The 12,265-nt window shown below is 49.0% G+C and carries 10 protein-coding genes; all 10 read left to right on the top strand.

The features are described 5' to 3' along the window. The first annotated feature begins 92 nt into the window (after positions 1-92). The 10 genes from dinG (at position 93) to AB4124_RS09375 (ending at position 12,133) form a co-directional block, all read left to right on the top strand. On the top strand, positions 93-2,969 hold the full coding sequence (gene dinG / locus AB4124_RS09420) for an ATP-dependent DNA helicase DinG (RefSeq protein ID WP_441972564.1): 2,877 nt from the start codon (positions 93-95) through the stop codon (positions 2,967-2,969). 72 nt (positions 2,970-3,041) lie between these two features. Continuing rightward, positions 3,042-3,707 carry a redox-sensing transcriptional repressor Rex gene (locus tag AB4124_RS09415; RefSeq protein ID WP_379414588.1) on the top strand — a complete coding sequence of 222 codons (666 nt, stop codon included), beginning with the start codon at positions 3,042-3,044 and terminating at the stop codon, positions 3,705-3,707. Next, positions 3,682-4,983, top strand: coding sequence for an amidohydrolase (locus AB4124_RS09410; protein ID WP_441972562.1), 1,302 nt, complete (start codon positions 3,682-3,684; stop codon positions 4,981-4,983). Before AB4124_RS09415 ends, AB4124_RS09410 begins: the two co-directional genes overlap by 26 nt. Before the next feature lie 31 nt (positions 4,984-5,014). Next, positions 5,015-5,533: a cell wall elongation regulator TseB-like domain-containing protein gene (locus AB4124_RS09405; protein ID WP_441972560.1), complete on the top strand. Its 519-nt coding sequence runs from the start codon at positions 5,015-5,017 to the stop codon at positions 5,531-5,533. Positions 5,534-5,797: 264 nt separating this feature from the next. Beyond that, positions 5,798-6,331 carry a hypothetical protein gene (locus AB4124_RS09400; protein WP_076321001.1) on the top strand — a complete coding sequence of 178 codons (534 nt, stop codon included), beginning with the start codon at positions 5,798-5,800 and terminating at the stop codon, positions 6,329-6,331. Then, positions 6,324-7,826, top strand: coding sequence for an AAA family ATPase (locus tag AB4124_RS09395; protein ID WP_430201667.1), 1,503 nt, complete (start codon positions 6,324-6,326; stop codon positions 7,824-7,826). Before AB4124_RS09400 ends, AB4124_RS09395 begins: the two co-directional genes overlap by 8 nt. A gap of 135 nt (positions 7,827-7,961) precedes the next feature. Beyond that, entirely contained in the window at positions 7,962-8,834 is an 873-nt protein-coding gene (locus AB4124_RS09390; RefSeq protein ID WP_100536353.1) for a 3-hydroxyacyl-CoA dehydrogenase family protein, read from the top strand. Continuing rightward, complete coding sequence (locus AB4124_RS09385) at positions 8,831-10,039, top strand: acetate/propionate family kinase (protein ID WP_076321004.1); 1,209 nt, start codon at positions 8,831-8,833, stop codon at positions 10,037-10,039. Before AB4124_RS09390 ends, AB4124_RS09385 begins: the two co-directional genes overlap by 4 nt. 30 nt (positions 10,040-10,069) lie before the next feature. After that, positions 10,070-11,365 (top strand): asparagine--tRNA ligase, encoded by a 1,296-nt coding sequence (gene asnS / locus AB4124_RS09380; RefSeq protein ID WP_076321005.1) that lies wholly within the window; start codon positions 10,070-10,072, stop codon positions 11,363-11,365. A gap of 18 nt (positions 11,366-11,383) precedes the next feature. Beyond that, entirely contained in the window at positions 11,384-12,133 is a 750-nt protein-coding gene (locus tag AB4124_RS09375; RefSeq protein ID WP_441972556.1) for a DnaD domain-containing protein, read from the top strand. Positions 12,134-12,265: the final 132 nt, after the last annotated feature.

Here is a 12,265-nt window from a genome sequence, read left to right as displayed (position 1 = left end):
AGGAGAAACGGGGGATTTTTTACCCGGAATGTTCAAAACCCGCAACTTCTGGTATGCTGTTAATTAGTCTGGAGGAAAGGGATTTTATCGAAATGAAATTTGCCGTATTGGATTTTGAAACCACGGGCAACCAGTCAGCAGATGAGATCATTCAGGTTGGACTGGCCATCATCGAAGAGGATCGAAGCATCTCCCGCGTATACGGCACCTATGTCAATCCCGGGATTCCGATCCCTCCTTTTATTACCGGTTTGACCGGCATTTCCGACAGTGATGTAGCGGATGCTCCGTCATTGGAAGAAATGATGATGGAACTCGTGCCCATGCTCGACGATGTCGTATTGGTTGGGCATAATGTCGCTTTTGATTTTAACTTTTTGCAAAATGCACTCGATCGCTGCGGCTATTTACCGTTCAGCGGCCGAATTCTAGATACGATGCACTTCTTAAAAATATGTTTTCCCTCGCTGCCTTCTTATCAGCTCGGGATGGTCTCTTCTCATTTCGGTCTGGAGCATGACCGTCCGCATCAGGCGGACAGCGATGCGCTTGCCACAGCCTATGCACTGCTGAAATGCCTGGAGGAGATCGATGAGCTTCCTCTCCTTACCGTGCAGCGGTTAAGCGACCTGTTTGCCGACGAGGACAGCGACTTGGCCTGGTTCTTTGACGGCATCCGTGCTGACAGGGAGTTCCAGGCTGTACAAGCCGGAGACACCCATACGTACTATCGTCAATTTGCCCTGGCCGTTGACGATTGGAACGATATTGCGCCTGCCAGGGATGAGTCGGAGCCTAATCCGTTGGCGGATGTAAGCTTTGAGCAATACATGAATGATGTCCGTGAACGTCTAAAAGAAACGCTGCCTCATTATGAGAGCAGGGATGCCCAGGACATGATGTTTCAGGAAGTGATGCAGGCCCTCGATGATAATAAACATTTATTGATCGAAGCCGGCACGGGAACAGGCAAATCCCTCGGGTATTTGCTGCCGTCGATTTATCAAAGCGTGAAGCAGGAACAGAAGGTTATGGTAAGCACGCATACAATCAACCTTCAAGAACAGCTGCGTGACCGGGATATTCCCCTGCTCACCCAGGTTGTTCCTTTTCCTTTTAAAGCGGCTATTTTCAAGGGAAGAGGCCATTATTTGTGTTTGAGAAAATTTGAACATAAAATAAATAGAAGAGATTTTCATTCCCCGAAGGAAGATGTGATCACCGCGGCGCAGATGCTGGTCTGGCTGACCCAGACGGAGAACGGGGATGATGAAGAACTGAACTTTGGCGGTCGCGGAGGGGATTTCTGGGAGACGATCTCCAGTGATTCGGATTCCTGCCTTGGCCGTGCATGCCCATGGTTCCGCAAATGCTACTATCACAGGGCCAAACATGAAGCGGGCATCGCGGATGTTGTCATTACGAACCATTCGAAGCTGTTCACTGACGTAAAAGCGAATCATCAGCTGCTTCCGAGTTATGAACGTCTCGTCATTGATGAAGCGCATCATCTGGAGGATGTCGCTGGCAAGCACCTTGGCTTGCAGATGAAATATTTTTCGGTGGTCCATACGTTGACTCGTATGTACAAAGACAGCCGCAGCGGTCAGCTTCCGGCTCTTCGCCAGCTGCTGCAAGCATCATCGCATGAGAAGGCTGTCGAGTGGTCCTCCATCATAGACCGGATTTATCCGGATCTGATCACCGCAAAAGAGAATTGGGACCGGCTCAGCGATCAATTGTTCGGACTGCTTCCGGAACGCGGAGACGCGACTCCGGGGGATGCCGGTCAATTCTCGCTTCGCTTATCGCCTCTGAAGAAGCCGAAGGATTGGGATTCGCTGGCCGAGCTCGAGCATCAAATTCATGTGACGCTGGGCGATGTCGTTCGCAAGGGTGACAAGCTGATCGCCGAGATGAAGGAAGATCTGGACGACTACAGCGCGGACAGTTTGTTAACAGACCTATCGGGTCTGTTTAAGGACCTGGCCGCACACCGCGAGGACCTGAGGTCTTTCATGGCTCTGAATGATGAAGGCACGGTATACTGGATGGAGGCTAACGGGAATTTCCGCGGCAAATCGCTGCAGCTTTATGCAGTGCCTGTAGATGTTAGCACCCACTTGAAGGAATTGTTTTTTGACAAGAAACAAAGCGTGATCCTGACATCGGCGACCTTGTCGGTGGATAAATCGTTTCAGTTCATGATCGAGAACTTGGGTCTTCAGGAAGCGGCAGATAGCGGCAACCTGAACACGGTTCTGCTGCCGTCCCCGTTTAATTACAGGGAGCAGGCCCTCCTTGTCGTGCCGCGCGATTTTCCGAGCGTGAAGGGCTCGGTCGGGGATGCACTCTTTGTGAATACACTTGTGCAATCATTGGCCGATACGGCAATCGCTACGCATGGCCGCATGCTTGTGCTGTTCACTTCGTACCGCATGCTGCGTCAGGTTCACGAGCCGTTGAAGGAGGCGCTGGCATCCAGCGATATTACGGTACTGGGACAAGGGATGGACGGAACCAGCCGTACCAAGTTAATCCGGAGATTCCAGGATAGCAGTGCTTCGGTCCTGCTGGGTACGAGCTCCTTCTGGGAAGGGGTAGACATACCCGGGGAGGCGCTCACTTGCCTTGCGATCGTCCGGCTGCCGTTCCAGCCGCCGAATCATCCCTTGGTCGAAGCCAAGAGCGAATTGCTGCAGCAGCAGAAGAAGAACCCGTTCATGAAACTTTCGGTTCCGCAAGCGGTCATTCGCTTCAAACAGGGATTTGGCCGACTGGTGCGGACCGCGCAAGATAAGGGGATTGTCATTGTCTACGATACCCGGGTCATTGAATCCTATTACGGGAAATATTTCTTATATTCTTTGCCGGGGCCGAAGATGGAGCACATGCCGACAGAGGGGATCGTTCCCCGAATTACGGAATGGCTGCAGGAAGAGGCAGGCATAGAGAACCAAGCTGAATAAAAGTGAAACAATGAACGAAATGATCTGTCACAAAAAAATGTAGTTATTAACCTATTATTAGGGGGAGCATGAATGAAATCGGAAAAAATTTCGGAAGCCGTGGTCCGCAGATTACCTGTATACTTGCGCTATTTGAATGAGCTTCAGAAAAGGGAGGTCTCCACGGTTTCCTCCCAGGAACTGGGACAAAAACTGGACCTCAATCCTGCTCAAATTCGTAAGGACCTAGCGTATTTCGGTGATTTTGGACGGAAAGGGATCGGATATGACGTATCTTATCTGATCGAGAAAATTCGCCAGATTCTAAAGCTGGACCAGAAGATCAATGTCGCATTGATTGGGGCCGGTAATCTTGGACATGCATTATCGAATTACAATGCATTTCTGAAGGACAATATGAAGATTGTGGCGGTTTTCGATTCGTATTCTCCCAAAGTTGGTATGAAAATTAACAATTTGGTTGTACAGCCGATGGAGGAACTGGAGAAGACGGTTCATGAGTACGGCATTCGTATCGGGATAATCACCGTTCCGGATTTTGAAGCGCAGAATGTAGCCAATCAGCTTATCGCCGCAGGCATCGAGGCTATCCTGAATTTTGCGCCAACCATCCTGAAAGCCCCATCCCATATCAGGATTCATACGGCTGATTTTACTACAGATTTGCAGAGTTTGGCCTATTATTTGGATAACGGCAAGGAGGATGCAGGACATGACGATAACGAAGTGGATGGTTAAGAACGGAACGTTTGCGGTATTAGAGGAAGGAAGAACCGTGCTACGCGGATATATGGTTGTGGAGAATGACCGGATAACCTATCTGGGTGAAGAAGAGCCAACCGTCCAAGAGGGAACAGAAGTTATCGACGGAACTCATCTGTTTTTCCTACCGGGGTTAGTGAACACGCACGGACATGCGGCGATGTCCCTGCTCCGCGGTTATGGCGACGATCTGGCACTGCAGGTATGGCTTCAGGAAAAAATGTGGCCTATGGAAGCCAAATTCACGGCCGACGATGTATACTGGGGAACCGCACTCTCCGTGCTGGAGATGATCAAAGGCGGAACCACGACATTTGTGGATATGTATGATCATATGGATCAGGTTGCCAAGGTTGTGCAGGACTCAGGAATGCGCGGCGTCCTAATGCGCGGCGTCATCGGATTATGTCCGCCTGAGGTACAGCAGCAGAAGCTGGATGAGGCGGTGGCATTCGCAAAAGACTGGCATGGCAAGGCTGACGGGAGAATTACGACGATGATATCGCCGCATGCACCTTATACGTGCCCGCCGGATTTCATCGAAAAATTCGTTCAGGCATCGCATGATTTGAATCTGCCTTTGCATACGCATATGTCCGAAACGGAAACGGAAGTAGCTCAGAATGTAAAAGACTACGGACTTCGCCCTGTTGCCCATTTGGAGAAGCTTGGCATGTTCTCCCGGCCAACGCTGCTTGCGCATGCCGTCCATCTGACCGATGAAGAAATCGAAATCCTGGCCAAGCATCAAGTTATGGTGTCGCATAATCCAGGAAGCAATTTGAAGCTTGCCAGCGGCATTGCACGCGTGCCTGCACTGCTGAAAGCTGGGGTCACTGTGTCATTGGGTACCGATGGACCTGCGAGCAATAATAATCTGGATATGTTTGAAGAGATGCGACTGGCTGCACTGATCCATAAAGGTGTAAGTGGGGACCCAACAGCCATTCCAGCATCCGAAGCGCTTCGGATGGGAACAGAGTATGGAGCCCGATCGGCGTTCCTTGAGGATATCGGCACACTTGCGGTAGGAATGAAAGCAGATATGATCGCACTGAACACGGATCAAGCGCACTTCCTTCCACGGACCGATTATATTTCACACGCTATCTACTCAGCCAGTGCGAAGGATGTAGAGCATGTATGGGTTGACGGCAAGCAGGTCGTGAAGAATGGCGCGAGTCTTACTCTTGATGAGGAACGTATCCGCCGGGAAGCGCAGCGTGCCTTTGAGCGTCTTACAACCCTCTAGGGAATAATCAAGGGGAGCGAGGAAGACGGATTTGAAGAAAAAAACGAAGTGGATTTTGCTGAGTGTGTCCATCGTGCTGCTGTTGCTGCTTGGTTTACAGCTCTATTATTCATATGTTATGAAAGATACTTGGAATGAAGAAAGAATGGCAATTGTTGCCGCGAAGCAGCATGGCCAATTGGTTACGTCCGGGAAGACCTATAAATCGGTGTGGGGCGAGGATAATAACTATTGGGTGGTAAGCGGGAAGGATCAAGACAATCAAGATCGTATGGTATGGGTGAAATTTACGGATGACAACGTACCTGTTGAAGGTGCTGACGCTGTCCAGTCCGTTTTATTGAAAACGGGAATGTCAGAAGCCCAGATGCGGGATCAGATCTATAACGAATTGCCTGGCGTTGAAATTAAGCGGTTGCTGCCTGGAATGTATGAGGGCGAGTATGCATGGCAGCTGCAGTATGAACACAACGGTCAGCGCGGCTATCGGTTTTATCGTTTTCAAGATGGTAACACCATCGGGAATGACATTATTCTTCCAAATCAATAAAAATGCAGTAAGCGAGGCGCCCTTTAAAATTCATAGGGTGCCTCTCTTTTTCTCCAACATGTAAGCGCATTCAGAAAGAATATGGAAAAACTGTTCTAAATATTTTCACAGACATGCATGAAAAAGTATATAAGATGTGATATACTCGTACTTGTACAAAACGAGCATATAAATTACATGCATCGAAATATATCGTTGTTATATGTACTATTGTGTCACAAAATGATAGACAAAATTTCATATAGGAAATGAAGGAGGAACTTCATGAAACTACGCATTGTACCTATCATGCTGACTGTCGTGATCTCAGCATCGGTTCTCTTTGGCGGATGGTTTCTGTATCGGCAGATGGCTTTGCAAAATCCGCTGGCAAATGTTGTGTCGCAATATGACGGCGTGAAGGATTCTCATATAGATATTAAACAGAATACCGTTACTTTGAATCTCGATTTGGCTCCAGATACAAATTTACAAGGTTTGGTTCAGCATATTAAGAAGGAAGGCAAGTCTGTGATTGGCAAGCGGGAATTGAAAATCCAGGTGGAGGACCATTCCTCGGAAGCACTGGATCAATGGTGGGAGAAGGCCATGCTCTCAGTCGCCGAAGCAATGGATAATAAGCAGTATACTGATATTCAATCATCGCTCGAGCAGCTTGCTGCCCAGTCTCCGAATTTGAAAGCAAAAGCAACCATCGATGACACCAATGTCTATGTCAGCTTGTCAGACGGCAAGTCTGGTAAATTTATAATCTTGCCGCGTCAGCCTGGCAGCATGGAGGTGTGGAATCATGCCTAAATTAGCTAAAGAAATCATGTTAGGCTTTATTCCCGTATTACTGGTATTCCTTGTATTTGTCGGTGTGAACATCGTGCCCTTGCTCATCGCTGCAGGACTTGTAGGCGGCTTGTTGTTTATCGCTAAAATGAAAGGCGGTATTGCTGTAGGCGCAGGGAATGAGCGCAAGCGGAAAAAGAGCGGACCTGCCAAGCTGACGTTCGAAGAAATCGGCGGGCAGGATAATGCTAAACAAGAACTGCGAGAAGCATTGGATTTTCTGATTCGTCATGAAGACATTAAGAAATTCGGCATTCGTCCATTGAAGGGCATTCTCCTAACCGGGCCTCCGGGAACAGGGAAGACGTTGATGGCGAAAGCCGCTGCCCATTATACGGATTCGATCTTTGTTGCTGCATCCGGCAGTGAATTTGTTGAGATGTACGTCGGTGTTGGTGCGGGGCGCATCCGGGATTTGTTTAAGGATGCCCGGAATCGTGCGACAAAAGAAAACAAACAAAACGCCATCATTTTCATCGATGAGATCGATGTCATTGGCGGTAAACGCGAAGGCGGCCAGCAGCGCGAGTACGACCAGACACTGAATCAGCTACTAACCGAGATGGATGGCATCTATTCACAGGATACTCCTCGCATTCTGGTTATCGCAGCAACAAACCGTAAAGAAATGCTGGATAGCGCACTGCTGCGTCCAGGCCGATTCGACCGTCATATTCAAGTAGATCTTCCGGATAAGAAGGGACGCACTCATATCTTGAATCTGCATGCGGGTAATAAGCCGCTGCATGAAGATGTTGACTTGGAGAAAATCGCCGAGGAAGCTTACGGCTTCTCGGGTGCACAGCTTGAGAGCGTCATGAATGAAGCGGCCATTTATACGATGCGTGAGAATGAGCAGTTTATCCATCAGCGTCATTTAGCCATGGCGATTGACAAGGTCATGATGGGTGAGCGTTCTGATCGCGAATCGAATTTGGAAGAGAAGAAGCGCGTTGCCATCCATGAATTGGGACATGCTATCATGGCAGAGCTTGTGCGTCCCGGCAGTGTGAAACAAGTTGCCCTCAGCCCGCGTGGTAAGGCACTTGGTTATGTTCGTCATAACCCGCAGGAGGAACAATATCTGTACACAAAATCCTTCCTGGAAGAGCAAATTATGATCGCGCTTGGCGGTGCGGCCGCCGAAGAGATCTTTTACGGGGGTCGAAGCACAGGTTCAAGCAATGACTTTGAGCAATCGCTGAACATCGTGGAGACGATGATGAAGTCGGGTTTGACGTCGCTGGGCATTGTTAACATGAATATGGTAACAACTGAAGAGTTAATGAAAGAGAATAATGTGATTTTGGAAGAGTTAATGAACCGCACTAAGAATCTCTTAGGACAAAAACGGCCAATATTCGACAATTCTCTTGATATCCTTTTAAAGGAAGAAATCCTCTCTGGGGAACAATTTCGTTGTCAATTTCGTGAAAACGCGCTTTTACCAGCATAAATTGTTATGCTGGTCATTTTTTTTTACTTTTTTGTCGTGCTAAGATATGATTATACTTTGTGCTCTAAACTGTATTTTTCGACAAATAGGGGTACAATAAAGTATAGAGATAATGGAAAGGGTGGAGTAGAAACCATGTACTTCAAAAAAATCGGCGTTGTAGGCGGCGGGACCATGGGGCAGGGCATTGCGGAGATGCTGGCTGCAAAAGGTCTTGACGTACTGCTCGTAGAGAAAACTCCAGAGAAACTGGACTATTCATACCGAATGATTGAGACCAGTCTAGATAAACAACTGGAGAAGTGGGGAATTACGCAAGCAGAGAAGAAACTTATACTGAACCGGATTCAAAAAGTAACTCATTTTGCCGAGCTTAGCACCTGCGATATGGTGATTGAGACCATTATAGAGGACTTGGAAGCGAAGAAAGAAGTATTTACACAGCTCGATCAAGTATGTCCGAGCCATGTGATATTAGCAAGTAATACATCCACGCTTAGTTTGACGGAGCTCGCCAGCTCTACCAAATATCCTGAGCGTGTTATTGGCATGCACTTCATTCATCCTGTTTCCAAGGTAGACCTTGTTGAAATCATCCGCGGCCTGAAAACTTCGGAACATACGTTTACAGAAACAAAACGCTTTGTTGAAGAAGTTTCGGATAAAAAAGGCATCATGGTGTATGAGTCTCCAGGTTTCGTTACAACCCGCATGATTACCCTCATGATCAACGAAGCGATGCATCTGCTGCAGGAAGGCGTGGCTTCGGCGGAAGATATCGATGACGCGATGAGAATCGGATATAACTTCCAGCATGGACCGCTTGAGATGGCCGACCGTTTCGGCTTGGATTCCATCCTCGCTGCGCTGGAACGCATGTTCCGCGAGTACGGCGAACTGAAATACCGTCCATCGATTGTCTTGAAGAAACTGGTCCGCGCAGGGCAACTGGGCGTCAAAACCGGAGAAGGCTTTTTCAAGTACGATAAGGATGGTGACCGGGTATGAATATTCTCGTAATTAATGCAGGTAGTTCTTCACTGAAGTATCAACTGTACAACATGACGGATGAATCCGTATTGGCAAAAGGCTTGGTTGAGCGGATCGGTATGGATTCCTCGATTCTGACGCATAAGCCGACGGGAAAACAGGATGTTACGGAAGTCAGCGAAATTCTGGAGCATACCACGGCGATCCGCAAAGTGCTGGGCATGCTTACAAACGAGGAGCACGGTGTGATCGATTCTATCGAAAGCATTCAGGCCGTTGGACACCGCGTAGTGCACGGCGGGGAATCTTTTAAAGAATCCGCGCTCGTTGACAGTGATGCCAAAGCGGAAATCCGTCGCTTGTTCGATTTGGCTCCGCTGCACAATCCCGCATCGATGATGGGGATTAAGGCAGCAGAAACCAATATGCCGGGCGTTCCGCAGGTCGTTGTATTTGATACGGCGTTCCATCAGACGATGCCGGAGAAATCATACCTGTACGCTATTCCGAGAGTACTTTATAATAAATATAAAGTACGTCGTTACGGTGCGCACGGTACATCTCACGCCTATGTCAGCCAGGCAGCGGCAGAATTCCTGAACCGGCCACTGGAGGATCTGAAGATCATTACCTGCCATATCGGTAACGGTGCTTCCCTGACAGCAGTAAAAGGCGGGAAATCCATCGACACTTCCATGGGGATGACCCCGCTGGAAGGGCTCATGATGGGTACGCGCAGCGGTGATTTGGACCCGGCAATCGTACCGTTTGTAATGAACAAGGAAGAGCTGACCGTCAATGAAGTGAACTCCATGCTGAACAAGCATAGCGGACTATTGGCGATCTCCGGAATCAGCAGTGATATGCGTGAGATTACGGAAGGCATGGAAAAAGGCGATCCGAGCTCCACGTTGGCCTTTGAAATGTATGAGTATCGTGTTCGTAAATACATCGGGTCTTACGCTGCTGCCATGAATGGCGTGGATGTCATTGTATTTACTGCGGGCGTCGGCGAGAATTCGATCGTCCTTCGTCAAAGAGTGCTTGAGCAGCTTACCTATCTCGGAGTAGAATTGGATGAGGAGCTGAACAGCATTCGTTCCGGCGAGCCACGCCGTATTTCTGCGGCGAATTCGAAGGTCGAGGTACTTGTGGTCCCTACCAACGAAGAACTGGTTATTGCTCGGGATACGCATCGTATCGTACAAGCTTCCAACCGTTAAATAGTAGTGATATAAGGGAGAGATTTAAGCATGGCCACCAAAAGTGTGATTCGTAACGTCAACCAGCATGTCGGTGAGACCGTCACAATCGGCGCCTGGATCAACAACAAGCGTTCCAGCGGGAAGATTCAATTCCTGCAGCTTCGCGATGGGTCCGGATATATCCAGGGTGTTGTTGTGAAGAGCGAAGTATCCGAACAAGTATGGGATGACGCGAAAAGCCTGACACAAGAAAGCTCTTTGTATGTGACGGGTGTTATACGTGAAGAGCCGCGGAGCCAATCGGGTTATGAGATGACGGTTACCGGCATTGAAATTATACATCTTACGGAAAACTATCCGATTACGCCTAAAGAGCATGGTGTCGATTATTTGATGGACCATCGTCATCTGTGGCTTCGTACACAGAAACAACGTGCGATCATGGTGATCCGTGCTGAAATTATCCGTGCGGTTCAAGATTACTTTGATACCAACGGATTTACGCTTGTGGATCCGCCGATTTTGACCCCAACGTCCGCGGAAGGTACAACCAACCTGTTCCACACGAAGTATTTTGATGAGGATGCCTATTTGACCCAGAGCGGACAGTTGTACATGGAAGCTGCCGCCATGGCGCTCGGTAAGGTATACTCCTTCGGGCCGACGTTCCGTGCCGAGAAGTCCAAAACCCGCCGTCACCTGATCGAGTTCTGGATGATTGAGCCTGAGATGGCCTTCACAGACCATGAGGAGAGCCTTCGCGTGCAGGAGCAGTTCATTAGTCATGTGGTGCAATCCGTGGTTAAAAACTGCCGCCAGGAGCTTGAAACGATCGGTCGCGACATTTCGAAGCTGGAGGCGATCCAGGCACCATTCCCGCGGATTACGTACGATGAGGCTATTGAATTCCTGCATACGCAAGATTTTGATATCCCTTGGGGTGAAGACTTTGGCGCGCCACACGAAACAGCTATTGCTGAGAAGTATGACAAACCGGTCTTTATTACGCATTACCCGGCGGGAATCAAGGCTTTCTATATGAAGCCGGATCCGAATCGTCCGGAAGTCGTACTTTGTGCGGATATGATCGCTCCGGAAGGTTATGGCGAGATTATTGGCGGATCGCAGCGGATAGACGATCCACAGCTGCTTGAAGAGCGTTTCAAGGAGCATGATCTGTCGATGGAAACCTATCAATGGTATATGGATTTGCGTAAATACGGCACCGTGCCTCATTCCGGCTTCGGTTTAGGTCTTGAGCGTACCGTTGCCTGGATTTGCGGCTTGGACCATGTGCGTGAAACGATTCCGTTCCCACGGACCCTGTACCGGTTGTATCCGTAAGCCGTGAGAGGTAAGTCTATGGACCACGACGGTAACGTGGACACGGATGTGAATGGCTGGACGGCCGGCGCCGCTGCCGGCATGAGCGAAGGAATGGCGATCATTCCTTACGCCTTGCTCCGGCATTACCGGTCACTTGGGTTAAGCGACCGTGAAGCCATGCTGGTGATCCATTTGATTGGTTATCAGCAGGTGGAGTTCAAGACGTTTCCTTCGCTGGAGGAGCTTGCGGAAGTGACGGGGGCTCCCACCGGATTCATCGCTACCAGCTTGCAGCGCTTGATGAAGGTAGGGCTGATCGGAATTGATGAGTATGTGGACGAAACACAGGGGATTCATTACGAGCGCTACAATCTCCACGGATTGTATGAAAAGCTTGCTTCGTGCCTGGCTGAAGAGCACAAGGAAAAGACCCCTGATGGAACCAAGTTTGCGTCTCCGCTGTTGAATGCCCGTCCTGCTACCGACAAATCAACTGCATCGGGGAATCCCGTTCCTGAGAAGGAAGAGCGGAATTTGTTCACCATTTTCGAAAAAGAGTTTGGCCGTCCGTTATCGCCCATGGAGCTGGAAACGATCTCCGGCTGGGTTGATGCGGATCGCTATCCGGACGAGTTGATCCTCTTGGCTCTGAAAGAAGCGGTGTTTGCGGGCAAACTGCATTTCCGCTACATTGACCGGATCCTGCTTGAATGGAGCCGCAATCGGGTGCGTACCGCACAGGATGCCAAGGCCTATACGCAGAAATTCAGAAATATCGGAAGATAGATGAGAAGCACGTCCTTATGGGCGTGCTTTTTTAGATTAGAGAATGTATAAGTTTTCAGCGGAGCAAAAGCAATTCTTTAATCGCATTTATATGTTTTTGGGGTCCCCGCAAAGTATTTGGAATAAGCATCA

Source organism: Paenibacillus sp. 2KB_20, from assembly GCF_052115765.1.
In the GTDB taxonomy this organism is placed as follows: domain Bacteria; phylum Bacillota; class Bacilli; order Paenibacillales; family Paenibacillaceae; genus Paenibacillus_AQ.
This window is presented reverse-complemented; position numbering and strand designations above follow the sequence as displayed.

Excerpts from the sequence above, each read along its gene's own strand:
- AB4124_RS09385 (WP_076321004.1), top strand. The coding sequence starts at position 8,831 with ATGAATATTCTCGTAATTAATGCAGGTAGTTCTTCACTGAAGTATCAA.
- AB4124_RS09395 (WP_430201667.1), top strand. The coding sequence starts at position 6,324 with ATGCCTAAATTAGCTAAAGAAATCATGTTAGGCTTTATTCCCGTATTA.
- dinG (WP_441972564.1), top strand. The coding sequence starts at position 93 with ATGAAATTTGCCGTATTGGATTTTGAAACCACGGGCAACCAGTCAGCA.
- AB4124_RS09390 (WP_100536353.1), top strand. The coding sequence starts at position 7,962 with ATGTACTTCAAAAAAATCGGCGTTGTAGGCGGCGGGACCATGGGGCAG.
- AB4124_RS09400 (WP_076321001.1), top strand. The coding sequence starts at position 5,798 with ATGAAACTACGCATTGTACCTATCATGCTGACTGTCGTGATCTCAGCA.
- AB4124_RS09410 (WP_441972562.1), top strand. The coding sequence starts at position 3,682 with ATGACGATAACGAAGTGGATGGTTAAGAACGGAACGTTTGCGGTATTA.
- asnS (WP_076321005.1), top strand. The coding sequence starts at position 10,070 with ATGGCCACCAAAAGTGTGATTCGTAACGTCAACCAGCATGTCGGTGAG.
- AB4124_RS09415 (WP_379414588.1), top strand. The coding sequence starts at position 3,042 with ATGAAATCGGAAAAAATTTCGGAAGCCGTGGTCCGCAGATTACCTGTA.
- AB4124_RS09375 (WP_441972556.1), top strand. The coding sequence starts at position 11,384 with ATGGACCACGACGGTAACGTGGACACGGATGTGAATGGCTGGACGGCC.